Raw genomic sequence first — 25,642 nt, 5'->3', positions numbered from 1 at the left:
TATGAAAGCACTCTTTTTATCAGTCATACTACTTAGTGGCCAAGCTCTTGCGACCGACAATGTGTTGATAGAATTAACTGAGGCGCCACACGGTGCTGAAATAAACATCAACAATCAATCATTTGTTTCACTTGAAGAAAACAACACCACACTGGTTAAAGGGTTGAAACTACAATCACCAGTAACTGGGGAGGTGTATACCGTAACCGGTGAGATTATCGTTGAACACCTTACGATGATTAACGCCAATACTTTCGCTAGCGACAATAATCTAATTTTAAGCTACGCTCGTGGTAACCGAGCTATCTATCGCCACGCTGACGCACACACTGACCTCACAACTTTGAATGCATATTTACGTGTACAAGCAGGAGTATTGAGCACTCAGATAGGCTTACAGCTTGACGGATTAGAAAGCGAGTAATACCTAGTAGAGAGGCTAAATGCCTCTCTACTAATTAGCTAAACGCTTTAAAAGCATCATCCAGTGGAGTATGTGCGATATGATTCACGTAGTTACTCATAACCTTTTGACTTAGCGCTAAGATAATTTCCAGCAGATTTTGTTTGCTATAACCTGCGGCAAAAAACGCTTTCGTTTGTGCATCACTCAATTTGCCACGCTCGCGCAGCATTTCAAGTGTTGTGGCACGCAGCACTTCTAGTTTCTCATCGCCCAGCGGTGCTTGCTCACGCAGTGCTTTGACCAATTCATCACTTACTTTCATTGATTTTGCGATAGCAGAATGAGCCGGTACACAGTAGTGACATTCATGTTCTACATTAATCGCTTGCCACACCACAGTTTTTTCATCGTTATTGAACGAGCTATTTAAAAAAGCCTCATGTAACACTTGATAACCATGCAGATGCTCTGGTGATTCCGCCATTACACCATGAAGGTTCGGAATACGTCCAAATGCTTGCTGGGACTTCTCAAGTAATGGTTTACCTTTTTGCGGTGCAGATTCTACGGTATGGATTGTAAAGTCAGTCATCAGTTGCTCCTCTTGATGCATTTTGTATTGGTATAACCTGAGCTCTAACTAACCTCAGGTTAACTACTCATTGGGTGCTAGACTAACCTTACTTGAATGATCATTCAAATAACTATTCGCTATAGTAAACACCATAACTGTCTAAATTAATATGAAATTTAATTAGCTACTGACTGGTCGAGCGTCAAGCCAGCAGCGTTGGGATCAAAAGTAAATTTTGTTCTCAGCGTAGTCGATAATGAGCTTATCATCGCTAAAGTTACTTAAACCAAGTAGGATAAACGGCTCGTCTTTATATCCAAGCACCTCAAACACAGGCATATCCGATAAGTGACTTTCGGTATTGATGATTTCCTTGTCACCTAAGCTAAAACGCAGTGATTCTATGGCCACCTTTTTAGTCGCTTGGTCGTTTAACCCTCGGCTGATGTCTTTTTCGCCCAGCGTTAATGTTAGTTTATTGGCCAGGTGTGAGTTGATGTAGTTGGTTGGAGCGCCGGTATCAAGCACGGCGTCTACCTCTTCGCCATTAAAACTTGCTGTCAGCTTGATGAAATTGTTATCTATTTTAAAACTTTCACTCTCCAAGCCTTGTGTCACGCTACTTGGGCAAACCCCTTGATACAAACTCAGCTCATTATTATTAAAATCAAACACATTACAATATTGCGACATATATCCATGCCCCAAAATTCCTGGCAAGACGCCTTCCACATCTAAGCGGGTCATATCTTTAAATACATATGGAAGCGACTCTGCTGCTAAGTGGCCGACGCTGGTGTGGTCTATCGTTGCCAATACTAGCTCTGAGCTACCACTTGCGCCTTGTACGTCCATTTTGCTTAGCTTATCTTCTGGCAAGGCAAGTGCTGCTTTCAGATTAACCGGTAAAATACCAACATTCGCAGCACTATCTAAAATCATAGGATGGGTAACCGTATGGTTAATCGTTGCCATCACATAGGCATGACCTTTCTCGGTGTACTTCATCGGTAAAGTGAGTGATTGTGGCGCGGTAGACGCGGTGATCCCACAACCAACGGTGGTACATGCCAATGCTGATAAAATAATTGCTCTCATATTTTTGCTCTCAAACTGTTGATGTCGTTGTTGAGCTAACTATGCCGAGCAATTGTCAAGCAATTATCAAGTTAGTCGAGAAAACCGAAGTGAAAAGCTTGCGCCTTGATTTTCAGTACTGGTCGCGGTCAATGTCGCGCCCATCAACTCGGCAAGTTGACGGCAAATTGGTAAGCCGAGCCCCAAACTGGATGTATCGTGGCGCGACCCCTGCGCACGATAAAAGCGCTCAAACACCTGTTCGAGTTGATTAGGCGACATACCTTGGCCGCAGTCAGCAACCGTAATCACCAGTTCATTATCTTGATAACTGAGCTTTAACGTCACAACGCCACCATCAGCACCATATTTAAAGGCATTATCTAATAAGTTCACCACTATCTGTCTGACTCTTCCGGCATCAAGCGTCACGGTCACACCTTCTTGAATATCTGCGTCCAATTTCACGCCTCGCGCTTCGGCCTGTGCTTGGTAACGCACTAAGGTCGATGTTAACAGCTCAGAGAGATTTACTCGTGTTGATGACAAGGTCAGCTGCTTTGACTCGGTTAATGACAACAAACACAGGTCGTCGATAATACGGTTAACGTTGTGAAGATCTTGGGTTATCACCGCTAACTGAGCCTTATCCATTGGCACTATACCGTCTTCCATCGCCTCCAAGCGCGAACGAATGCCGTTAAGTGGTGTTCTAAGTTCATGAGATAAGTCGGAATTCATTTGTTTATACTGCTGATGCAAACCTTGTAGCCAAGCCGCAAGATTATTAAAACTATTGATGATTTCACCTACTTCATCATGGCGTTTTAGCGCTAAGCGGGTGTCTAACTCGCCCGACTCTATCGCCTTGAAGCTACGTTTGAGCTGTTTAAGTGGCGACAAAAAGTACCACGACCCCAACCAAGCAAGTAATGCAGCAATAATCGATAAGATGACCAAAGTAAGCATAAAATCATCCAACATCGCTTGCTGCAGCGCTTCCTTTTCAAACGACCTATCTAGCAATACCTCAGGCAACCAAAACAACTCACCCTGTAGTGATAACACATATTGCGCCTCATTAAATTGCACCACAAACGCCGCAACACCGGGATGATGAATTGAAAATTGATGACCGGATTTGACCTGCTCATAGTCTATGGTGAGATCGGGGTTGAGGATCTTTACATCCGCTGTTGAGTTAGCATCTCGCCAAATAAATAGCTGCTCAGGAAAGGTTGATGCTAAAAACGTTAACGTCGCTTCTGGGCTCGCAAAGGTTTTACCAGTCAATGCTTCTTCCACTAAGTCATCATCAAGCAATGAATGACCAAACGTTACCGCACTTTGCTTATTAAATGCTAAAAAAGTGCGCTCGGCTGAGTTTTTAGATAGTTGATAAAAGCTTCCGAGTAGCGCAAAGGTACAAAGCGCCACGAGTAAGGTAAATTTGGTTTTTAGCTTCATGAAGACACCTTACGCGCGATAAATTGATAGCCTTGCCCGTAACGAGTGGCGATAAATTTAGGCTCAGCCTTACTGTCACCTAGTTTTTTACGCAAGTTAGCCAAATGAGTATCGACTGCCCGATCCGTAATAGGCGCATCACTTCCCCATACTTGTTCAATTAATTGCGCGCGGCTAAATACTTGTTGCGGCTGCTTGGCCATGGTCAGTAATAACTCGAACTCCACAGCCGTTAACGCTGGTGTTTGTTGTGTTACCGTTACGGATTTGCTCTCAAGATTGATACTTAAGCCATCAAACAACAAAGCGGCACTCTGCTGACCACGATAGCTACGTTTACATAGTGCCTTTGCTCGTGAGATCACTTCTCGTGGGCTATAAGGCTTACATACATAATCATCCGCACCAAGCTCAAACCCCTCAAGACGGTCGGTTTCAGACACTTTGGCGGTCACCATAATGGTAGGAATGTTGCGTGCAACGGCTTCTTTAAGTAACTCACGGCCATCACCTCCGGGTAGCATGACATCTAAAATAGCGAGTTGAAATGTTAGGTTTTGTAGGGCTCGGTGGGCATCTGGGGCGTTATCGAAATGGACAACCTGCATATCCGCTTGTGCCAGATATAAACGTAATATCTCAGCACTACTTGGGTCATCTTCTACATATAAAACAGTATATTGGTCAGACATTGTTGAGATTAATTTAACGAGTTAATGCTGAGATTCTTAAAGCCGCTTTATAACCACAGCACCTCCGCATGACGAGGGATATTTGTAGCCACGTTGCAGGGTGATCTTTCAGCTAATAATTTAAGTGACTTTACTATGCCACAGCCTTACTCGTTAAGGAACGTCATACTTACCTCTACTGATACCGCTTTTAACTATCGCATAATAAAACAACATCCGCTTCCATCCCTTCCAGCTACTATAACCATTTAAAATAAAAGGACTTTTACATTACTTACAAACTCAAAATAGCAACCTTTGCAACTCAAAATTAATAGTGTCATAAAGACACAAACTCATCACAACACAAATTTTGATCAAGCGACAAGATAGAGTCACAGAGACAATATACTCCACTTATTAACATTGAAACCTTTGTTTTGCTTTAACCTAAACAATCGTTTATTGTGTCCAAAAGACATTAACTAAAAAATCAATGAGCTCAGAACACAATTTATCCCAGTTTCACCCGCCTCTTTTTTCAGTAGACAGTGTGTTATTTACAATTTGGCAAGGTAGCTTAAAAGTCCTCCTCACCAAACGCGCCCATGCGCCGTTCAAAGGCCGCTGGGGATTACCTGGAGGGTTTGTTGATGTTGAGCTGGATGACAACACGGATATGAGCGCGCTGCGTAAGATCAAAGAGAAAACCAGTGTTGCCCCACAATACCTTGAACAACTTCAGGCGTTTTCTGGGATCAACCGTGATCCGCGAGGCTTTAGTGTCACCTTGGTTTATTACGCCTTGATTTCACCTCAGCAAGTGGCAACCCAAATTGACTCGGTAGATGATGTGAGATGGGTGGATCTTAGCGAGATCCCAGATCTTGCTGTGGCTTTTGATCATAAGCATATTATTGAAAAGGCCAAGGCAAGGCTGCAGCAAAAGGCGTTATATTCCATGATCCCGGTTTATTGTTTGCCAGATCAATTTACCATTGGACAACTCAAAACCGCCATCGAAGCCATTATCGCCAAACCCATTCAGCGCAAGAGCTTGGTAAGACGAATTGAAGCCTCAAACATGTTTGAAGCACTGGATGAAAAGGTCAAGTCAGGCGGACGGTTAGCACAGCTCTATAAGCTAAAGCCTGATGTCGATATCGTGCATTTTGAGCGCAATCTGAGCTTAGGATAAAATGCGATTGTGCGGTGTTTATTACAGAGCTATCACTGCCCCTTGCAGATAATCAAGCTCCTGACACCGCATTTGCAGTAACTCAATAAAGTCTCTGGTGTAAGTCGGTGGAGTTCGTTGATTTGGCCAAAGTGCGTAGATGCTGCGAATAAATTGGTAGTCACCGATATAGCTAAATGCGGTTTGCGATTGCGCTGCCAACGCTGCAATTTCTGTCATCGGCAATACGCCAGCACCGTTAGCCGAGCCTACCAATTTACGCACTAAGGTAATATCACCCACATAAGAGACGTGACTAAACTGCGCCAACAGTGCTCGCCACGCATCGGTTGCGGGCAGTTGCGATGCTTTAAAGGGCAAAAACAGGGTTTGTGTAGTCGCAATTTCCTTGGCGACCACCACCCTTACCGCGATTTGCCCCAGCCGTTTTTGATAGACGCTTGAATCATCCAGCTCCCCGACTCGCACGGTTAAATCAAACCGCTTTTGGCTGAGTAAGGCCACACTATTGGCAGGCTCCACATGCAATTGGATCTCTGGATACTGGGCCTGAAACGATTGCAGCGCATTATACAAAGGACCAATCATTAGGTTTTGCGGGCATAACAGGTGGAAAGTGGACGCTTCTAGTGTTGATAGCGCCTCACTTTGCGCTTGCAAGGCGAGCAAAGACTCCGCCATTTTATCCACCACCGCCTGACCATGATTCGTTAATGTAAGTCCTCTGGCGCTGCGCAGTAAGAGCGGATAACCAAGTTTGTCTTCCAGCGCTAACATCCGCTTAGATAAGGTCGGCGCGCCTATGCCAAGGTCTTCTGCCGCCTTGGCAAAACTTCCTCGGCGGCTTACCTCAACAAAGAGTCGTAAGTCATCTAGCATAGTTATCTCCGCAATCTTAGCTTTCCATTTTTGCCATTCTGATCGGCTGGCAATTCCCTACAATCATATCAACAGCCAGAGGAGGAAACATGCAAAAACTCATTTTTACATTACTGCTGTCATTGTGCCTGTCGTTTATGGTGTCTGGATGGGTTACGTACATCAATTTGGGATTAGTGGCAGACTTTACCACGCGATGGGCGCATGCCTTTGCCAATGCTTGGCCGGCCTCGTTCATCGCCGCCTATGTTTTATCAGCCCCAGTTACCGCCGTTACTAAACGCATTATGGAGAAATATCATGGCCAACAGCCACAATAACGTCAACTTTATCGCCCATATCACGCCTAAAACCGAGCACTATCAAGATTGTATTAACGCAATCCAAGAGATCTTGCCAGCCACTCGAGCAGAGGTCGGATGTTTACGCTTTGAACTTTATGAAAGTGAAGACCGCACCCAGCTTACCTTAGTCGAACGCTTTGTCGACCATGCCGCGTTCGATTTTCATCACCAGCAAGCCTACACCAAACGGGTATTTACACTGTATCAAGGATGGCTGGCAAAAGCGGTGGATATAATCGCCATCAAACCGCTTTAATTTGCGCTTTTAAGAAGTTAAGCGCTTCTTCACAAGCAATGATAGAAGCGTTTTAAAGCGCTACGTTAGCGAGGCACTTTGCAGCACAGTGGAGTTATTGAAAAAGCCGTTGCGTTATCGAACAAGTTCGGATGTAATTGCTGAACAAATATACACCACCACAGTCACTAAGGAACGTAAATGGCTACTGGAAGTCAGGGAATAAAATCACACTTTTTGCACACATCTACTATTTCCTTGTTAGCCGTGACCCTGTGGCTTTGTAACACACTCAGCACCAACCTAAACTACGGCTACCTGATGATATTTTTTGCAACTTTCCCTATTGCCTACTTCCTAAAATTAGACCATTTTCTAGCCACCTTTTTATCATGGTTATTGATTCTCTTAGCGGATAAATTCCTCAGTATCCATATGCTGCTGCCGCAAAAAGCTTATGATGGATTAATATTTATAGTCTTAAACGCATTAATATTGAGCGCACCTGTGCTCATTCTAAAAGTATCTATGTGTGTATTTCCGCGCCTCCGCCCTATATTCCACAAACAAAATCCTAAAAACCACCACACAAAATAATTGTATTTGGCGTATCGAGAGTGAAGTATAGCTATGTCTGACAGTGGGTCTACCGTCATTTCTTTAAGGTATATAAGTTTTATATAAAAGCGCTTAAAATTTATACATACAACCTTAATACTCTCATTGATATTGGTAAAAGTGGTATGAGGGAGTATGACCAACAACACTAGTGCAGTTGCTCCTTGGCTAGGCTATACAACACAAGAATATAAACTGGTGCAACGATTGTTAAATGCAAAGAAAGGGAACGTTTTAGGCTTCGAAATTTTGGATGATGTTCAGGAGCAGTCCGACAAAAGAACTGTTCTTGAGCAAGATAAAATTAGCATAGCTCGTAGGATAGCGCTCTGCCACTATTCACACTTCTATATTGGCTACTTGTCAGCTATCAAAATTAGCTGACAAGTAAAGCTAATCTCACTGAACGGTGGCTAAAACGCCCCCTTTTGCCAAAGCACTTGCCCTTGTTCGCCAATCACCTGTATCCGATGCGCTTCTGTCACCGATGGCCACTCCAACCTTTTCAGCTGCTGGGCTATCACTTCATCTGGGACGACTCGTGCTCTTGCTCGGTTATTTTGCCGAAGTTGTACTTCACCTTGTTGAAATACAACTAACGTCACGAGCGCACCGTAGTCACACCCTAAATCGCAAAGTATCTTACGAAAATCTTTTCGCAGGTTTGTTGCATCCCACACAACATTTTCCTTTGCTGCTAATGCTTTTTTCAGCTTTTGCTTGGCGGCTTGTAGAACCTGACCACGGTTTTTTTGACTCGTGGAACGACCATTAATCTCGCCTCTTAGTTCATCCAAAGAGACCAGTGTAAATCCTTGAAGATGCTTTGCTATCCAACTGGATTTACCGCTCCCACTAGCTCCACACATGATATAAAAATGACCATAGTGCTTTGCCTGTTGGTAAAATTTGATAGGAGCTTCTTCAGGAACTGTGATTTCGCCAAAAGCCATTTGCCTAACTGTATAAGCAGCAATGAAGCACTGTTCTTCAACAGTTGGGTATCGCGATATATTAGCAAGTAGTGATTCAGCCGGATCTGCAATCGACCAAAGCTTATATTCTTGAGCAAACATTTTAAACAAGCTCAGCAGTTCAATTTGCATATCCTGATCTGGGCAGATACGACCTCGCATATCTGCAACTTCGAGCCAGTAGAGCATCTCGAGATCAGCATTTAGCGCTAAATTAAGATATTCACTGAAGCCTTTGTTTTTAACTACCAATAATTTGGGCATTTGATGAAAACCGACTAATGCCAAAATCGTTTGAATAGTCTGCATTGGCAACGGTAAGTCAACGAGTCTACTTGCTAGGTAACTCATCCCGATCGCCTCATGCCGCGGTGCAACAATCCGCCGTTGACCATCAATCTCCTTCGCTCTGGTCACGACAGGCTTGGCAATATCATGCAACAGCGCAGAGAGTATCAGCACCTGCCTTCGCTCCCCCTTTATATGAGAGGCAGAACTCTGCAGCAATGCATAAAGTGCTTCCAATACCATATTGGTATGAATGGCAACATTACCTTCCTCATGCCAAATAGTATCTTGTGGTGTTGCTTCAAGTTCGTGCAACAGGGGAAAGGTTTCCCCCAACATGGTTAAGCACTCTGTAAAATCAGGCTGATGTTGCTCTGCAAGCAAAGGCAACCAATCCGCTACTTTTTTCTTCGCTAACATACAGTGTTACTCCTCCATGAGTTTGTTTGGTGTAATAACGCTATGCATCCAATGCTTATCCGACACAATATGATCTGAGCGCACCCATTTGGCAACACAATTAGCAAACTCATCATAATGGAAGGCATCAGCCACTCTGACCACATAGCCTTCTTGTAAGTTTGTATCTACAACAATACTTTTGATGGTTTTTTCGCACCATGCCCCACGATAGAGCACCTTTGGATTATGCAGACCAAGCTCATTAAAAATAGCTTGGCTATCATCCCAACTTAAACACTCGTTACTCGCGTTCCACACAGAAAAAGCGAGGAAGTAGCTAGGCAACTTCTGATAATGAATGGCGTGCTTTGCATACAAGTTTTCACCACAGATACGCCATCCTTTTGGAATCTTTAGACCTATTTGAGCCTGTAGTGCTTTTACCCAAGAGCGAGATGGATGATAACGACTGTCGAGTGATCGTGCATGCATATAATCAGCATACAAAGTGGTATTTTCACCATCCATTTTCTCGGTCACGACTACTTGTTTGTTTTTAAAGTGCTCCGTGTTGGCACACCTTACGTCATCACTTGTGATCCCTTTTGACCACACCAAGTGCGGAGTTCGAGGATATTTAATTCTCATCTTAGTTGCTCCATTTTTAAAATTAAAAAGCCAAGTTGGTACTTGGCCGCAAAATCAGCAATTAATCGCAACAAAACGACTTATTGTGTTCTCAATTGCTTGTTCCCGATGGAATTACATTGCTCTATCCTCTTCCCTACAATCTTATTAACACCCCAAATGGGCTGGGTTAAACCACTAAAATACTCGCGACACTGTCTTGTAATAGCGTCACTAGCTCGTCATCCATAAATTGATATTCGTCAGGAATATCCAATACTTGAACATTTTTATAGCGCAATAGATTGGCGTATTGTGCACGCAGCCGCGATTTATGTTTTTCTTCCATGACTAAAATAGTATCGGCCCACTCAATATCACTCGCATTTACGCTGCGACGTGCTCTTGGGCTTGTGCCTGCCGATCTCACGCTAATACCCGGATGATTTTTCCAGATACGCTCAGCGGTTGGACTGCGCCATTGGTTGCGACTACAGATGAATAACACATTAGTTGTCATGCAGAGCTCCTATATTAAACGGCACCCTTGGGCTGAACTGGTTTCCTTTAAAAGTATTTTTAGGATTACCGCGTTGTAGCGCCTGATGTTGCTGCCACCTTGCTTTATCACGAGCCATTTCCTCAGCATCTGCCTGCGCGGCCAATTTCTGTAGCAATAACGCCTTTGCAACGCGCTTATTGGCGTGCTGACTACGCTCACTCTCCACTCGCACACTCAATCCTGATGCTATATGCGTCGCTCGTACCGCTGAGTCTGTGGTATTAACATGCTGCCCACCAGCTCCTGACGCGCGACAAGTTTGATAGCGAATATCGGATGCCATTGTGACTTCATCTATCTCGGCCATGCTTCCGCTAAAGAACCAATTTTTCCGTTTATGTTTGGCACGAAATGGGCTCTGGCACACCCACAACTGCGGGCCATGCCAATACTCGGCAAGCGCTTTTGCGTCACTCGAAAGCTGTAGCAATACGGATTTCATGCAGCCTTTGTGTTCATGCATTTCTTGCGCTAACACAGTACATTCTGCGCCTATTGCTTTAGCTTGTTTATCGACTAAGTTGAGCGCCAATGCAACGGCTTTCCCGCACTCTGCTGGGCCTTGACCGGCTGAAAGTTGCAACAAGATCATGACGAACAACTCCCGTTGGTTTTAAATGTCAGCACCGGACGCAATATGGCGATCACTTCTATCAATCCAGCGTCAACCAAATCACTGACAATGGTTTCACACTTTTTATAAGCCTGCGGCGCTTCATCGTACAGCAACTCCTTATTGCCACAGATCACACGACTCCCCAATGCTGTGCGATAAAGGTCTTCGCGTTTATATTTGTGACTCAAGCGGCTTTGGCAGTCACCTCGCTTCCACTTTCGACCAGCACCATGAGCCAAAGAATATAAACTGGCAGTTAACGCAGGCGCATTGTTTACAGGTTGAACCAAATAGCTATAGTCTCCTCGTGAGCCGGGGATCACGACAGCACCTTTGTCACTTGGGGTCGCACCTTTACGGTGCAGCCAACCTGCGCGGCCATCAATAACTTTTGGACACACGAGGTTGTGATTAACATCTAGCGTACATTCGCCATCGCTACGAATGGCTGCGAGAAATCTTTTTGCAATCAAAAAGCGGTTTAACTCAGCCCAGCGCACCGCTTCATCATGGCGTGCCAAATAGCGTGCGCTTTCACTCTCCGAGCCCGCATCAGCCACTAAGCCATCATGATTAAAACGCGCAATATGGTCGACTAAAATGGCTTGCCCAAGCCCACGCGAGCCGGAGTGAACCAGCAGCTGTAAATACTTTTTATCAAGGCCAAGCGCAGTAAACGCGGCTTCATTGTAAACACGTTCCACCGCTTGAAACTCGGCGAAATGATTACCGCCGCCAATCGTACCCAGTGCACTTTCAAATAATCCAGCTGAAATATCACGATGTGTCATTTCAGCTTGAATCGCCTCTTGCCAACTGGCATCGAGCGGTTGCTCGATATCTTCTAGCCGTTTAGCAAACTTATCCAAATTAACTTTGGCAACCTTTGTGGTGGTCTGCCACAGCGCCATACCACAGCCAATATCGTTTCCGACTAACGCGGGATACAGCCGGTCTAGGCTAAAAAATGCCGCGCCGATTGGATAACCACGCCCCGGGTGCAAGTCAGGCATACCAGCAACGCGATGCATACTGGCTAGTTCAGCGGTTTTTGTAAGTTGTTGGATCGCAGCGCCTTCAATCCAAGTGTCTTGAGATGCAAATAGACACACGCGATCAGAAATTTGTTGGACGGATCTGCCCATAGTTACCAATACCTTTCAATGAGGTTTAAAAATAATTGTGTATTGGCAGGTCTAGAATGGCTTAGTTATAGCAATCAAATGTTAGGTTACATAGGCAACATAGAATCGCTAAATACAGCTTTCGCAAGCTAGGAAATATTTATTCGCGCTCGCGAATTACAGAGAAAGACCTGCAAAGGATAAAGTTGTTTGTGTCATGTTTTTTCTCCTCTACAGTGAATGAATGGTTAGAATCGCGGCAAGTGTAAACAGTTTGGGAACACAATGCAACCTTGGATTGCCTGTGCGCTGAATGATAAGAATTGCAACTTGTGATATTAACCTAAACAATGCAAGGATAGCAGCTAGATATTCAGCAACAAGCGCTTAATCACTTACTCCTGCGACTATTATCGATTAAGGAAAACAAATATGACGCAATTCTATTTTGGAGATTGGTACAACGAGGACACTCCAACTCGCCTCGACACCTTAAAACAAGCTTTATCTCAACAAGATAAGGCAAAGGTAGAAACCTTATCGGAAGCCCTGTTTGAAAGTTATTTGGATGTCACCGCAGCACTCACGAAAGCACAAGTCATTCAGTATGCCGACTTGATGGGTGATGAGTTAAGTGCGGTAGAGCTCGATATTTGTATGGGAGAATTAGTTGATCATCACCACCCAGGTGATATCGAAACGGCCTGTCTTCATTGCCTCGAACTTGGCATTGATTTTCCATTCGCCGACTACTTTTTGATGGAAATGACGGCGAATCGCTCAGAGTTCGACATTGAGTTTTTTGAGCGCACCGTAGCCCCTTCTTTTGTGGAGCTGCGCAAAGCAGGCAAAGTGTCTGTCACAGACTACTTTGCACTGATGTGCGAAATTATTTGTCGCCTTGATAAGTGTGAATATGGCGCGAATTGTTTAGAAAAGTTACTTAAAGACCCAGAACTCGATTTAAGTCAGCTAACCGAAAACGACTATACTGCGTGTTTAGATACCTGCCACTACGGCTACTTTCTCAAACCTGAACTGTTTCGCTTATTTGTGAAGAAAGCGAATGGTCGTCAAGTAACTGAATCCACAACAGAATGGCAAGAATCGGGGGAGTATTTTCTTATCACCTATCAATTTAAGTCCATTTTCGGTGAAGCCAATGCATATTGTGGCGGTTGGGAAGAATATAAAGACAGTTTTACCGATGCCTTTATCGAACTAAAGCGCAGTAACTTAGTTACTCAAGTAGAACAACAAGTTATCGATTGCTTAGAAAGAGATGGTCACCATGATCTTGCCCAAGCTTTTATCACTGCGTAGTCAAGCTAGCTAAATAGAAGTACTTAAAGCAATGGAAGGTGCGCACACTTTCCATTGCGAAATAGCAAAGCTTAGAAGCTTAGCATTTTTTTAACATGACAAACTTGAAGTAATACATTTTTTTGCACCTCAAATTGTACTCTGTCGCCTTCAGAGATTGTCGCTGCGATGTTCGTTACTCTTTCAAGAATAGTAGGATCGCTGTAGCTTACAGTGCCATTCATTACGCAGCGGAACTTACGTCCATTAGAGTCTTGAGCATTTACAGTTAAATGGTTTTCGCTCACATTCATAGAGAAAGTGCCTGCTTGGCTGTGGTTTAACACAACATCAGCAGTTTGGATGATCACACTACCATAATCTACTTCTGTGATTTTTACTTCAGCAGCAGAAGCCGACCCTGCAGAGACACCTAACGCTAAAACGGTTGCACCAAAAACTTTGTTCAATACTTTCATTGTATATTATTCCTTTATACATTTATTAAGTTCATTTATTAGAAAAGCCCTTGAAATCTAAGGCATTGCAAACCTAACACATAACAAATTTAAATAAAACAAAACAAGTTTAAATATTTTTTAACACGTCGCGTAGTTAGTTTAAGATTCAATTTGAACAAGCACACGCAGACACCATTACCACATTAATAGCCTAGGACGCAGTATTCCTCGTTGCCGTGCGCGATACACTAGTTTTAGTGTCGAGAAATACGTAAACACCAACAGCTACCTTATTTTAGAAGCGCTTTTTATACGAATAATGAACAATTTAGTACAATGCTAAGTCGAAACTGTCATAACCATGGTGAGCAGATAACTGTGGATGTCAGTGCTGCTCCTCTGTTGATACTCAGTGAATATGTTACCAAATACAGACAAAGACTGGCTGATATTAGTTGGTTTATGCGGGTACTCAACGAGGATATTGCCCGTAGAGCAAATAAAGAGGATGAGTGTACAGGCCGGTTCTGGGAAGGACGATTTAAATCTCAGCCCTTGTTGGACGAAGCAGCATTAACCGCTTGTATGGCATACGTTGACTTAAACCCTATTCGAGCTAAATTAGCCCCAACACTTGAAACCTCTGACTTTACCAGTATCAAAAAGCGTATCGACCATGCAAGGCAAGGGAAACAACCAAAAAGCCTATTACGGTTTGCAGGAAGCCCCCGAAAACATATGCCAAAAGGGCTGCCTTTTGAACTCAAGTTTTATATAGAATTAGTTGAGCTTACCGGTCAATGTATTCGCACCGACAAAAGCGGTGCCATCTTTGAGTCTCAACCTATTCTGTCTCGACTAAACATCGAACCTGATAACTGGATGAAGCTCACTACACAATTTTCTCGGGTTTTCCACGGCGCGGTGGNAGGGAAACAACCAAAAAGCCTATTACGGTTTGCAGGAAGCCCCCGAAAACATATGCCAAAAGGGCTGCCTTTTGAACTCAAGTTTTATATAGAATTAGTTGAGCTTACCGGTCAATGTATTCGCACCGACAAAAGCGGTGCCATCTTTGAGTCTCAACCTATTCTGTCTCGACTAAACATCGAACCTGATAACTGGATGAAGCTCACTACACAATTTTCTCGGGTTTTCCACGGCGCGGTGGGTCGAGAACAAGTACTCACAGCTTATTGTGGAACCCTTAAAAAACGACGGCGCACAAATCTAGCAAATTGTGCACGTTTGCTGGCTTAACCAAATAACGCCTTTAGCGATACCCCCTCAAGCTGTGCAAATTACAGCGCCCTTGTCGTGCGTGATACACTAGTTTTAGTGTCGAAAAATAAGCAAACACCAACAACTACCTTATTTTAGAAGCGCTTTTGATACGAATAATGAACAACCTTGTACAAAGCTAAGTCGAAACTGCCATAACCATGGTAAGCAAATAGTAGTGGCTGTCAGTATTGTTTGCTGGACAGAAATCATTTTCGTTTTTCGGTTAAGCCAATGCAAATCGTATTAGGTTGTGTATGGATAGTGCAGCTTTGATGACAAATAATTATGGGTGTCTTTATAACCCCCTTTAAAGAGGATTCATCAAGAATTTGTCTCGATGGTGCGGTGGAAAATATGGCCCTATTCAGGCGCTTTGTAATGAATATGCTCAAGCAGTGTGAATGCGGCTTACCGAGTCAACGCAGCAAATTGAAAACAGCTGGCTGGAACGACAAATTTAGGGCACAGGTGTTCTTTGGCTTATAAGTAATCAAAGTATGCTCCGCCCCTGACATAGAAGCCACCCCACCGATTTCATCGATCTCTGTAAACAAACAAAATGTTGTTTATAAAGATCATGCTGATTTCAGAAAAGTAAGCCTTAGCAATGCTGTTGAAGCAAAACAGTTTGTAGCTTGGTTGCTTACCATGTAACTCGTAAATAAGCATACTCGTTGAACAGTTACGTGTCCTATAGATATTAGTCAAAAGACGCCAAACGCGCCTTTGTTTGTAAACATAAGATAATTAAGTAAACTCACTTTTTAGTTTTAAGTTTTTTATCAGTTGAATATCAACCCAATATTGTTTTCCTTCATAAACACGTTTGCCGCTTCCATTCACATGCCAATCACCTCGATTAAAGAAAAAATATTTTCCATCAGGTGATAATTGAGGGGAGCTTTCCTGTTTTTCTGTATTAATTGCTGTCCCCATATTTATAACCTTCGACCAAGTACCATCTTGCTCTTTAAAACTAATATAGAGATCAGATTGGCCAAAACCCTCTGCTCGTTGCACACTCCAAATCAAATATGACTCATCAGGCGCTATCATAGAACCAGCAATATACTCTCCTTGATTCATATCGTCTCTTAGCTTTATGGGCTCTTCATACTGCCCGTTGATAAGTCGAGAGTAATACAAAGCGCCAACAACACCTCGCTTTTTATATCCGGTAAAGTAATAAGTGCCACTTGCAGAAACCGATCGTCCATGAGCCATATGTTCTATGAACGCGCCTGGGCTTTTAGGCTCAGACCAACCACCCCCTTCGCGCTCTCGATACATTTTACCGATAAACATTTTGTTACCATCATAAGAAAACTGCGGCCAATGTAGATCTGTTTCTGACGCCTTTCCCCACTGATTATTTTCTTTATGGATAACAAAGAAACCTCGCTTTTTGTCTTCGCCTATCGCTTTGGTGAAGTAAAAAGACTGCATATCTGGCGTGAATGTACCGCTTTCAAACTCCCCGTTTGGTGAAACTATTTTAGGCTCAAAGATCTTCGGCACTAAACCCGGTGGCAGCTCACCAAAATACATACTTTCTTTTACATTGGTTTTATCTTCAGCATGATTCATAGAGCAACCGCTGAGATTTAAAAATAATAGGGTGAGTAAAGCTAAATTCGACTTCATGGTTTGTCCTTAATGGTGATTTAAGAACCACTGACATTAGCAGTTCAAATACAAGAAACCTGACGTCTTGATGAATTGTGCCTGATTGTTACTCATACTGTCTTTTTAAGTGCGTAGTACCACAAACTTACGATTTAAATAAATAGAAAAATATCTAGTAAGAAATTGTATTTAATAAATAAGTTTTCTGCTTTGGCTTTTAGAATGCAAACTTCAGAAACCCATAAGGGGAAATGAGTTATGAGATTTTTAAGACGGATTAATTTGAACCGTTATAAAAAAGGCGCTGAATGCGCCTTTAGTATCTTGATTTTGAGGGCATATAAGCCTGTAGAAGTTGAACAAGTAAACCAAAGATAAACCAAAGACACCCACCAAGTAAACCAAAGACACCCACCACTAATTTGTGCCTTTTTTAAAAGTCGTCTACGCTCTAATTCTGCACTCAAAGGATTGAGGAAAACAAAGGATGGCTACTGCCCGTAAAAATCAAATCAGCTTAACCGACACCAAATACTACCACTGTATCTCCCGTTGCGTGAGGCGCGCGTTTTTATGCGGTGAAGATAAATTGACCGGAAAGTCCTATGAACATCGCCGTGATTGGGTTGAAGAAAAGCTCCTGATATTGGCAGCTGTTTTCTGTATCGACGTCTGTGCTTATGCGGTGATGAGTAACCACACTCACCTTGTTCTGCACGTTGATGATAAAAAGGCCAAGCGCTTATCAGATAAAGCCGTTGTAATACGCTGGCACAAGCTGTTTAAAGGTAATTGGGTAACTTGGAAGTTTATCGAGGAAGAGCCTCTAAGCGAGTCGGAGCAGTTGATACTCAGTGAATATACTTCCAAATACAGACAAAGACTGGCTGATATTAGTTGGTTTATGCGGGTACTCAACGAGGATATTGCCCGTAGAGCAAATAAAGAGGATGAGTGTACAGGCCGGTTCTGGGAAGGACGATTTAAATCTCAGCCCTTGTTGGATGAAGCAGCATTAACCGCTTGTATGGCATACGTTGACTTAAACCCTATTCGAGCTAAATTAGCCCCAACACCTGAAACCTCTGACTTTACCAGTATCAAAAAGCGTATCGACCATACAAGGCAAGGGAAACAACCAAAAAGCCTATTACGGTTTGCAGGAAGCCCCCGAAAACATATGCCAAAAGGGCTGCCTTTTGAACTCAAGTTTTATATAGAATTAGTTGAGCTTACCGGTCAATGTATTCGCACCGACAAAAGCGGTGCCATCTTTGAGTCTCAACCTATTCTGTCTCGACTAAACATCGAACCTGATAACTGGATGAAGCTCACTACACAATTTTCTCGGGTTTTCCACGGCGCGGTGGNAGGGAAACAACCAAAAAGCCTATTACGGTTTGCAGGAAGCCCCCGAAAACATATGCCAAAAGGGCTGCCTTTTGAACTCAAGTTTTATATAGAATTAGTTGAGCTTACCGGTCAATGTATTCGCACCGACAAAAGCGGTGCCATCTTTGAGTCTCAACCTATTCTGTCTCGACTAAACATCGAACCTGATAACTGGATGAAGCTCACTACACAATTTTCTCGGGTTTTCCACGGCGCGGTGGGTCGAGAGCAAGTACTCACAGCTTATTGTGGAACCCTTAAAAAACGACGGCGCACAAATCTAGCAAATTGTGAACGCTTGCTAGCTTAACCAAATAACGCCTTTAGCGATAACCCCTCAAGCTGTGCAAATTACAGCGCCCTTGTCGTGCGTGATACACTAGTTTTAGTGTCGAAAAATGAGCAAACACCAACAGCTACCTTATTTTAGAAGCGCTTTTGATACGAATAATGAACAACCTTGCACAATGCTAAGTCGAAACTACCATAACCATGGTAAGCAAATAATCGTGGGTGTCAGTGCTGCTGCCCCGTATAATTCTAAGTCGAAACTGCCATAACCATCGTGAGTAAATAATCGTGGGTGTCAGTGCTGCTGCTCCACTTCATCTGGGGCTTGCTCATACCATTCAAGAACGAGTGGAATAAGCGCTCTTACCTGTAGGTTTGGATGATCTTTAATGGCTTTTTGTACTAATGGCACCAATAACTCTGATTCACACCCCATGCCTAGCAAAAGGTTATAAAGCCTCATGGCCTCTGAGTCGCTCGCAAAAGGGAATGTGTCTGACTTAGCAGCGGTAACTTCGGAGATCTGCTGACTGAGTTCCAACAACCGCTTATCAATCTCTTTGTATTTTAAGTCTGAATACTTGGCAATGCTCTTAGCTTTACCAGACTTGAGCGCTTCAATCATTGGATGGATCGGCTGTAATTCGGATTCATATACCTTCATAAATAGTCTTGAAGATAGCCGTTCAACGCCAGTAATAATGGCGCGTAGTTGTGCAAGCACAAATAACTTAACCACAATATCTAATACACCTTGTGATAGCTCAAACCAAGTATTGCGGATCTCTTCGGTGAGCGGTTCATCGCGGTGAATAAGCCACTGATACTGCCAAAGCTTGTCGGTCAACAATCGCCACTCTGTGGGTTTTGGTTTACCCGTTGCTGTATCGATTCTATTTTTGTGCTGTGGCAGGGGTTCCCACACCATAGAGCCAATGCCAGTACTGCGCCTTGCTGATTGTAACTCTAGCTCGAATATGGGTCTTGCTTTGGGGGTACCAACTAAAATCACCGGCACGCCAATAATATTCACCAAAGCCACAAAAAACTCGAGCATGCGTTCTTGCCCTTCTTTTTGTTTGCGGCCTAAACGCTGTATTTCATCAATTACTAATACACCAATGGCATATTGGTTGGCGACTTGTCCCATAAATGACAGTAGTACCTCAGTACTATAACGCTTGCGCCCATACCTTTCAGTAAGGTCCGTGTGCAGATGTTTATCGACCTCCTGAAAGAAATTTAAGCAGAGGCTTTTTAACGACCCATCCACTGGGCACTCTATACGTAAATAAGTGAGCTGGTATGTATTATATTTTTCGTGATAAATCGTTTGTGGGTAGGTGGCCAATATTCGCAGCACACTGGAGCTTTTACCACATCTAGAGCAACCAATAAGTGACAAGCAACGTGCCGTAGAGGGCGCTTCGGCAAAACGAAAACTGCTAATGTCGCCCGTCATCAAGCGTTCGTAGCCATTTTGTAGATGCTGTTGGAGCTGGCCAGTTGCAATATTTCTGGCAACATAGCCTCCGCGTATCATCAACGCTATTTTTTCCTCAAGCGCTACATGCATCGACAAAGGTTGAAAGAAGTCATCAAGCAAACCACATAACTCGTGAGCACGCTGCCTCGCGTCTAAATAACCCGCCGCAGGGTTGTATTTTACTTTACCCTCCAGCTTAGTTTTCAGCTCTTCTATTTTGCTCACTCTCGGTAGCGCTTCAATAAACGGGTTGCCTTTGTAACGCTCTATCTCAGACTCCAGATACACCGCGCGGAAGATGTTAGAGGGTAAAATCATACGTCGTCATCCTCCTTAAACAACTGATCTGAAAAGTCTGGAAAGTCCAAATCGTCATCTGGCTCGGAGAGATAATGTACTTGCGCTGATTTACTCGTGTCGATGTCCACTGGTTTATAGGCGCGTTCTTTACGTTCTTTGGCTTTTTCTTCTGCTCGGTTGTCTCGAATATTGCGAATACGCTCCGCATCCGACAAACCAATGTGTTTTGGCGCGGCCTTTTCTGCCTGCTTAACCACCTCTATCACTTGCCGCTCCAAGGCTCGCTTTTGCTCATCGGCTACTAGTTTTGCATCAGCATGAGTCTGTTTTAACTCATCATTTTGCTGCCATACATCCCAAAAACTCGCACCTGAAAACTGTCTTGAGCGTGTTGCCAACTGACACACAAAATAGTCATTGCTGTTAGGACCGAGATAAATGTAGATGTAGTCTGCCGTTGCTAAATCATAGGCAACTTCCACACTTTTAGGGCGTTTCACTTCCTTACCCCGATGCATCCAGCCCGACTTTAAAAGCTCAGCGCTGGTGTAATACACGCCAAATATACAGGCCCCCGAATCAGATATCGTTGCCCGAGTTCTTGGCATCAATGCCACACGAAGATGCTCAGCAGCTGGCTTTTTCAACCGACCAGTGCGATTCTGCAAGCCCCAATTCCATATCGCCAGAGGGTTATTTGGTAAGTCCGTTGGCATATCAGGGGCTTTATCATAGTCTTCAATCACGTGATATTGATTGTGATAAAGTACAGAAGCTAAGATGATTCGAGTAAACTCTTGGATCGTAAGCTTGGCATCTAAGCGGTAATCTCTATCACCTTGCTTTTTAATTTTGGTGCCAGTGACCACACCAGGTGCAAACGGTTTGAATGCTTGTTGAAAGGTGAGAAACGCTCGTTCGACAACCCCTTTTGCCTCGCTTCTATATGGTGGCGTATTTTCAACGCGAACACCAAAGCCCTTTTCAAGACACTCAATTTGATGGCCCATTAACTCACCTCTGTCAGCCAACAATGCTGAAGGTAAGCCAATACACGGCCACTGCTGTGGGGTTACGTCAAAACCAAATTGACGGCAGTAGTCTGATTTGTCCGTCGTGGCCATATGTATTGCCTGAATAGCAGCGGCATATGAAGGGTTTTCAAAACCAATATAAAACCCAGCCACCATGCGACTAAATACATCAATAACCATGTAAATCACTGGGCGACCGACGATATTGCTTCTTTGAGAATCAGACACTAAATAGATATCTGCGATTGTAGCGTCAATTTCATACCGCATACCTGGGCCCAAAACATCTGCGGCAGCGGTACCAGTTAGCGGTCGTATATCTTTTTTCCGCTTTATCTCACCCGCTTGTGCTTCAATTTTGTCTACTTGGCGATACTCACGTTTGTAGAAATGCTCCATTTGCCTGAGTGTTGGCAATTCTTCTTCGGGTAAATCAGGAAAGTACTGCTCATAAATATCTTTGAGTCTGTTGTGCGCATATCTAAATGATTTACCTTTGTCAGTTAATATGTGTCGTTCAATCGCTATGCGAAAAAGTTTCTCTGCGAAATCATCAATTAAAGCACCAGTGCCTGGCATGTATTTGCGCGGTCGCCCTAACTTTGTTGTAGCTCGACGCTTTTGGCCCTTGGCACCTGAGTTTTTATAATCGGGTAATAATGCGTTGGGGATCTGACCACGTTGCCAGTATCTACGGGCAAAACGATAAATAGACTGTTTGGTTTTGCCTGTCTCAGTCATTATTTGGTTAACCACTTTGCCACGCGCTTTCGGTTCGTAGCAGTTCTCAAGTTCTACCAATGGCTTGATTACGGCGTAGTTTTCATCACGTTTTAACTGAGCAGTAGAACCTGCTTCTGGAATAACAGTAGCGATATCGCTATAAGGGTCGGCTGCACGTTTGAGCACTTCATCTTGAAAACCCTGTTCTAACTCAGTTATTTCAACAAGTTCAGGAAAGGCTTTGTCATCGTGCACTTTTATCCAAAGCACGTAATAATCAAATACCATTAAAATGCGATACAAGGTTTGTTCGTATTGCAATACTTCATTGATTTGAAACACGAAACACCTCCTGAATTTGCTCAACGTTACCTAGTTTAAGATGACCAACTTGTAGCTTTTGAACTGGCGTAAAAATATCAAAGGTAAAGTAACGGTCAGCCAGCAAAGCTCTTATCTCAAACAACGACTCTCCTAAGTCTAGCCCATAGGCGGTATCTATCTCTTTGCAGGCGTTTATGAGGGTTTTGGTTGGGTGCTTTACAAAGTAATCAGCATAGAATCTGGCTTGCTCAATGGCTGAGTCTGGTGCTTCTTCATGCTCACCTTGTAGTGGGTAAATCCATTCAACATTCGCTTTAACGACTTTTGGGATCTCTTGCTCAGTGACTATTTGCCAAGGGATCTGCTTTTCATGCCAAAAGCGTTTCTCCAACTCAAGTATTTCTATCTTTCTCTGTTCTTCAAAAGCGCTGACATACTTGGCTTGTAACGCAAAATAGGGGAGATCTCGCGAGGTTGTTTCAACAAGAAAGTCACTTGATAAGTATTGGTCAATACCTCGAACATTTGGATGTTTGATGCCAGCAGATTCAGCTAGCTCTAGAGTTATCTCACGCTCAAGCGGAAACTGCTCTTTGACTTGAAGCACATCTTCCCGCCACTCGAGCAAATAGAACATGTATAGTTCAAGATCGGATAATAAATGGTGTGTTCGTTTGGACTTATAACCAAAGACTCGGTGTACACGGCCATCGGATGGCGCATCATAAACCGTTAACCACGGCTTGTAATCCTGATACTCGCCAGTACCGCGTCCCTCTTTAATCCACTTACGATATTGCGCCTCAGTATGGCCAATCTTCCTAGACATAATATACCGCTATAACTGATTGAAATTTCAGCATAGCTAGAGTGAAAGTGTGATGCAAATTAATTTATACATGCACTTGAAAGCAACCTCATTTGTACATAAAAAATCACAAATACATTGTCAGGATAGAATATTTATTTCTTTTACTCTCAATATTGTAGTACTTTTTATTCTTGATTTACGTGCCTTGATTTTAGAGCTTAACCGACAAAAAAGGTACATACAGCAGTAATCCAACAAGGAGGTAAACCACCAACTTACTGAAATTCACTCTCTGGTGAATGTGTTGGCAACTCGCTATACAAACATCAGGAAAAACCTATGATAGAGATCTATTTGGTGCTTCAACTGGCGGTCACTATTGAGCCAGCTCTGACACTTAAAGTCCTAACTACATTGGTTGGGCTAGTAGGCAAAGGAGCTTTCGCCTACTACTGGATTAATCGTATTAAAAAGAAGCTTAATACTTAATCTAAGAGGCTAAAGGACCTCTATAAAAAATCTGCACAGCGGAGCCTAACCGCATAAACTGGCATAAAAAATAAAATTAAAATGTAGAAGCGTCTTTATCCTCACTAAGAGTTTTGGCGCTCAAACATAACTTAATATAGTATGAAACTTTATTGTTTGGGATGATACTTTATTGTATGGGGTGAAACTTTATTGTTCACCTACACAAAAGGCGCTTGCGCGCCTTTTCTTATTCTACCGTTACACTCTTTGCCAGATTTCTCGGTTGGTCAACATCGGTGCCTTTGATTACGGCTACATAATATGAAAGTAGCTGTAGTGGGATGGTGTAAACCACTGGGGCGATGATGTTTTCTACGTGGTTGACGTTCATTACTCGCATGGTGTCGTCTGAGGCAAAGTTTGAGTCTTTGTCCGCAAATACATAGATGATACCGCCGCGTGCGCGTACTTCTTCAACGTTTGATTTGAGCTTTTCAAGCAGCTCGTTGTTTGGTGCAACGACGATGATAGGCATATCTGCGTCGATAAGCGCTAGTGGGCCGTGTTTTAGCTCGCCTGCCGCATAGGCTTCGGCGTGGATGTAGGAGATCTCTTTAAGCTTAAGTGCACCTTCCATTGCGATTGGGTATTGTGAACCACGACCTAAGAACAATGAGTGATGTTTGTCGGCGAATTCTTCTGCCAGTAACTCAATGCCGTCAGCCATGCTTAGGGTTTCTTCAAGCTTGGTTGGCAGGGTTTTAATGGCGTTGACGATTGCACTTTGGTCACGGCCTTTTTCCTGCGCGATCGATGCCGTTAGCATCAATAAGCCAACTAATTGGGTCGTAAAGGCTTTTGTTGATGCCACACCGATTTCTGCGCCTGCTTTGGTCATAAAGGCAAGATCTGACTCACGTACTAGCGATGAGCCTGGTACGTTACAGATGGTCATCGACGCCATATAGCCTTGCTCTTTGGCAAGACGCAGTGCCGCGAGCGTGTCTGCGGTTTCGCCCGATTGTGAAATGGTTACCAGTAGGCTGTTTTCGTGAACGAATGAGTCGCGGTAGCGAAACTCTGAGGCGATTTCAACGTTACAGCTTACGCCTGCAAATTGCTCCAGCCAGTAGCGTGCCACCATGCCTGAGTGGTAAGACGTACCACATGCGATGATCTGTACGTGTTTTACATCTTTAAAGATTTCATTGGCTTTGTCGCCAAATGCGTCGATGCTAACGCGATCGTTGTCTAAACGGCCTTCAAGTGTGTTACGTACGGCCATTGGCTGCTCGTAGATTTCTTTTAGCATGTAGTGGCGGTATTCGCCTTTGCCCGACACATCTTGCGTGATGTTAGACTCAACCACTTCGCGCTCTACAGGATTGCCGTTAATGTCGAAGATTTCTACCGTTTCGCGAGTAATGCGTGCTACATCGCCTTCTTCTAGGAAGATAAAGCTGCGAGTTACTGGTAATAGCGCGAGTTGATCAGAGGCAATAAAGTTTTCACCAAGGCCAAGACCGATCACCAGTGGGCTGCCGGAGCGTGCCACAATGATTTCATCTTGATTGGCTTTATCAAATAATACCGTACCGTATGCACCTTCGAGCTGTTTTACCGCTGCTTGCACGGCAGCGAGTAATGTAGTGTGTTGCTGTCTGAGTTGATGGATCAGGTGCACCATCACTTCGGTGTCGGTGTCAGATAAAAACTCGTAACCGTCTTCTTTTAATGCCGCGCGCAAACCTTCGTGGTTTTCAATAATGCCGTTGTGTACCAGCGCAATTTCGCTGTTAGAAATATGCGGGTGCGCGTTAGCTTCTGTTACGCCGCCGTGTGTTGCCCAGCGCGTGTGCGCGATACCGGTAGTACCTTTTACTTCGGCATTTTCAAGGGCTGACTCTAGGTTCACCACTTTACCTACGGCTTTCACGCTGTTGAGTGCGCCGCCTTCGCAAAGTGCGACACCCGCAGAGTCATAACCACGGTATTCAAGGCGTTTTAGGCCTTCGATAAGAATTTTGTTTACTGGACGCTCAGCAACAGCGCCTACGATTCCACACATAATCTCT

Annotated in this window: 24 protein-coding genes and 3 pseudogenes; 11 read left to right on the top strand and 16 right to left on the bottom strand. The window is 43.7% G+C overall.

Annotated features, from left to right (window positions below; translation table 11 throughout):
- The first annotated feature begins 1 nt into the window (after window position 1).
- On the top strand, window positions 2-424 hold the full coding sequence (locus DS891_RS14925; RefSeq protein WP_174170200.1) for a hypothetical protein: 423 nt from the start codon (window positions 2-4) through the stop codon (window positions 422-424).
- 34 nt (window positions 425-458) lie between these two features.
- Here the strand turns inward: DS891_RS14925 and DS891_RS14920 are convergent, their stop codons facing one another.
- The 4 genes from DS891_RS14920 to DS891_RS14905 all read right to left on the bottom strand — a co-directional run bounded on the left by DS891_RS14920 (window position 459) and on the right by DS891_RS14905 (window position 4,216).
- On the bottom strand, window positions 459-998 hold the full coding sequence (locus DS891_RS14920) for a carboxymuconolactone decarboxylase family protein (protein ID WP_174170199.1): 540 nt from the start codon (window positions 996-998) through the stop codon (window positions 459-461).
- A gap of 204 nt (window positions 999-1,202) precedes the next feature.
- The gene (locus tag DS891_RS14915) at window positions 1,203-2,078 is read right to left on the bottom strand and encodes a retropepsin-like aspartic protease (protein WP_174170198.1); all 876 of its coding nucleotides are present in this window, start codon (window positions 2,076-2,078) and stop codon (window positions 1,203-1,205) included.
- Between the two features lie 66 nt (window positions 2,079-2,144).
- Window positions 2,145-3,524: a HAMP domain-containing sensor histidine kinase gene (locus tag DS891_RS14910; protein ID WP_174170197.1), complete on the bottom strand. Its 1,380-nt coding sequence runs from the start codon at window positions 3,522-3,524 to the stop codon at window positions 2,145-2,147.
- Window positions 3,521-4,216, bottom strand: a complete 696-nt coding sequence (locus tag DS891_RS14905; RefSeq protein WP_174170196.1) for a response regulator transcription factor — start codon at window positions 4,214-4,216, stop codon at window positions 3,521-3,523. The genes DS891_RS14910 and DS891_RS14905 overlap by 4 nt, the downstream gene beginning before the upstream one ends.
- Before the next feature lie 532 nt (window positions 4,217-4,748).
- Between DS891_RS14905 and DS891_RS14900 the strand changes: the two genes are divergently transcribed.
- Complete coding sequence (locus DS891_RS14900; RefSeq protein WP_238536749.1) at window positions 4,749-5,393, top strand: NUDIX domain-containing protein; 645 nt, start codon at window positions 4,749-4,751, stop codon at window positions 5,391-5,393.
- A gap of 21 nt (window positions 5,394-5,414) precedes the next feature.
- On the opposite strand, the gene DS891_RS14895 is transcribed toward DS891_RS14900, so the two are convergent.
- Window positions 5,415-6,272 (bottom strand): LysR family transcriptional regulator, encoded by an 858-nt coding sequence (locus tag DS891_RS14895; protein ID WP_010606950.1) that lies wholly within the window; start codon window positions 6,270-6,272, stop codon window positions 5,415-5,417.
- 89 nt (window positions 6,273-6,361) lie between these two features.
- Here DS891_RS14895 and DS891_RS14890 point away from each other — a divergent pair, with 89 nt between their 5' ends.
- The 4 genes from DS891_RS14890 (at window position 6,362) to DS891_RS14875 (ending at window position 7,853) form a co-directional block, all read left to right on the top strand.
- Window positions 6,362-6,592: a DUF2798 domain-containing protein gene (locus DS891_RS14890; RefSeq protein WP_010606951.1), complete on the top strand. Its 231-nt coding sequence runs from the start codon at window positions 6,362-6,364 to the stop codon at window positions 6,590-6,592.
- Window positions 6,573-6,872 (top strand): putative quinol monooxygenase, encoded by a 300-nt coding sequence (locus DS891_RS14885; protein WP_174170195.1) that lies wholly within the window; start codon window positions 6,573-6,575, stop codon window positions 6,870-6,872. Before DS891_RS14890 ends, DS891_RS14885 begins: the two co-directional genes overlap by 20 nt.
- A gap of 180 nt (window positions 6,873-7,052) precedes the next feature.
- Window positions 7,053-7,448, top strand: coding sequence for a hypothetical protein (locus DS891_RS14880; protein ID WP_130165171.1), 396 nt, complete (start codon window positions 7,053-7,055; stop codon window positions 7,446-7,448).
- A 156-nt stretch (window positions 7,449-7,604) separates the two neighbouring features.
- Window positions 7,605-7,853, top strand: coding sequence for a hypothetical protein (locus DS891_RS14875; protein ID WP_130165172.1), 249 nt, complete (start codon window positions 7,605-7,607; stop codon window positions 7,851-7,853).
- A gap of 29 nt (window positions 7,854-7,882) precedes the next feature.
- On the opposite strand, the gene DS891_RS14870 is transcribed toward DS891_RS14875, so the two are convergent.
- From DS891_RS14870 to DS891_RS14850, 5 genes are all read right to left on the bottom strand, one after another.
- Window positions 7,883-9,151 carry an AAA family ATPase gene (locus tag DS891_RS14870; protein WP_174170194.1) on the bottom strand — a complete coding sequence of 423 codons (1,269 nt, stop codon included), beginning with the start codon at window positions 9,149-9,151 and terminating at the stop codon, window positions 7,883-7,885.
- A 6-nt stretch (window positions 9,152-9,157) separates the two neighbouring features.
- A complete protein-coding gene (locus DS891_RS14865) occupies window positions 9,158-9,781 on the bottom strand; it encodes an RNA ligase family protein (RefSeq protein WP_174170193.1) in 624 nt (207 codons plus the stop codon).
- 169 nt (window positions 9,782-9,950) lie between these two features.
- Window positions 9,951-10,280 carry a low molecular weight protein tyrosine phosphatase family protein gene (locus DS891_RS14860; protein ID WP_174170192.1) on the bottom strand — a complete coding sequence of 110 codons (330 nt, stop codon included), beginning with the start codon at window positions 10,278-10,280 and terminating at the stop codon, window positions 9,951-9,953.
- Window positions 10,270-10,914: a peptide chain release factor H gene (gene prfH, locus DS891_RS14855; protein WP_174170191.1), complete on the bottom strand. Its 645-nt coding sequence runs from the start codon at window positions 10,912-10,914 to the stop codon at window positions 10,270-10,272. Before prfH ends, DS891_RS14860 begins: the two co-directional genes overlap by 11 nt.
- Window positions 10,911-12,083 carry an RNA ligase RtcB family protein gene (locus tag DS891_RS14850; protein WP_174170190.1) on the bottom strand — a complete coding sequence of 391 codons (1,173 nt, stop codon included), beginning with the start codon at window positions 12,081-12,083 and terminating at the stop codon, window positions 10,911-10,913. The genes prfH and DS891_RS14850 overlap by 4 nt, the downstream gene beginning before the upstream one ends.
- Before the next feature lie 411 nt (window positions 12,084-12,494).
- Between DS891_RS14850 and DS891_RS14845 the strand changes: the two genes are divergently transcribed.
- On the top strand, window positions 12,495-13,385 hold the full coding sequence (locus DS891_RS14845) for a hypothetical protein (RefSeq protein ID WP_174170189.1): 891 nt from the start codon (window positions 12,495-12,497) through the stop codon (window positions 13,383-13,385).
- A gap of 71 nt (window positions 13,386-13,456) precedes the next feature.
- Here the strand turns inward: DS891_RS14845 and DS891_RS14840 are convergent, their stop codons facing one another.
- Window positions 13,457-13,843, bottom strand: coding sequence for a hypothetical protein (locus DS891_RS14840; protein ID WP_174170188.1), 387 nt, complete (start codon window positions 13,841-13,843; stop codon window positions 13,457-13,459).
- A gap of 408 nt (window positions 13,844-14,251) precedes the next feature.
- Here DS891_RS14840 and DS891_RS14835 point away from each other — a divergent pair.
- Window positions 14,252-14,752 (top strand): annotated as a pseudogene (locus DS891_RS14835) (transposase); the annotation flags it as partial.
- A 663-nt stretch (window positions 14,753-15,415) separates the two neighbouring features.
- Window positions 15,416-15,595, top strand: a pseudogene (locus tag DS891_RS14830) (transposase); the annotation flags it as partial.
- A 261-nt stretch (window positions 15,596-15,856) separates the two neighbouring features.
- On the opposite strand, the gene DS891_RS14825 reads toward DS891_RS14830, so the two are convergent.
- Window positions 15,857-16,753, bottom strand: a complete 897-nt coding sequence (locus DS891_RS14825; protein WP_174170187.1) for a PD40 domain-containing protein — start codon at window positions 16,751-16,753, stop codon at window positions 15,857-15,859.
- 469 nt (window positions 16,754-17,222) lie between these two features.
- Between DS891_RS14825 and DS891_RS14820 the strand changes: the two are divergent.
- A pseudogene (locus DS891_RS14820) lies at window positions 17,223-18,104 on the top strand (transposase); the annotation flags it as partial.
- A 609-nt stretch (window positions 18,105-18,713) separates the two neighbouring features.
- Here DS891_RS14820 and DS891_RS14815 read toward each other — a convergent pair.
- The 3 genes from DS891_RS14815 to DS891_RS14805 are packed head-to-tail and all read right to left on the bottom strand — an operon-like array spanning window position 18,714 to window position 23,114.
- On the bottom strand, window positions 18,714-20,222 hold the full coding sequence (locus tag DS891_RS14815; protein ID WP_254605887.1) for an ATP-binding protein: 1,509 nt from the start codon (window positions 20,220-20,222) through the stop codon (window positions 18,714-18,716).
- Window positions 20,219-22,303, bottom strand: coding sequence for a Mu transposase C-terminal domain-containing protein (locus DS891_RS14810; protein WP_174170186.1), 2,085 nt, complete (start codon window positions 22,301-22,303; stop codon window positions 20,219-20,221). The genes DS891_RS14815 and DS891_RS14810 overlap by 4 nt, the downstream gene beginning before the upstream one ends.
- A complete protein-coding gene (locus DS891_RS14805) occupies window positions 22,287-23,114 on the bottom strand; it encodes a TnsA endonuclease C-terminal domain-containing protein (protein WP_174170185.1) in 828 nt (275 codons plus the stop codon). Before DS891_RS14805 ends, DS891_RS14810 begins: the two co-directional genes overlap by 17 nt.
- 321 nt (window positions 23,115-23,435) lie before the next feature.
- On the opposite strand from DS891_RS14805, the gene DS891_RS14800 reads away from it, so the two are divergent.
- Window positions 23,436-23,585 (top strand): hypothetical protein, encoded by a 150-nt coding sequence (locus DS891_RS14800; protein ID WP_174170184.1) that lies wholly within the window; start codon window positions 23,436-23,438, stop codon window positions 23,583-23,585.
- 229 nt (window positions 23,586-23,814) lie between these two features.
- On the opposite strand, the gene glmS is transcribed toward DS891_RS14800, so the two are convergent.
- Window positions 23,815-25,635, bottom strand: a complete 1,821-nt coding sequence (glmS, locus tag DS891_RS14795; protein ID WP_174170183.1) for a glutamine--fructose-6-phosphate transaminase (isomerizing) — start codon at window positions 25,633-25,635, stop codon at window positions 23,815-23,817.
- Window positions 25,636-25,642 lie beyond the last annotated feature (7 nt).

Source organism: Pseudoalteromonas sp. JC28, from assembly GCF_013319255.1.
In the GTDB taxonomy this organism is placed as follows: Bacteria; Pseudomonadota; Gammaproteobacteria; order Enterobacterales; family Alteromonadaceae; genus Pseudoalteromonas.
The sequence above is the reverse complement of the archived record's forward strand: the minus strand, read 5'-3'. Positions and strand labels throughout refer to the sequence as shown.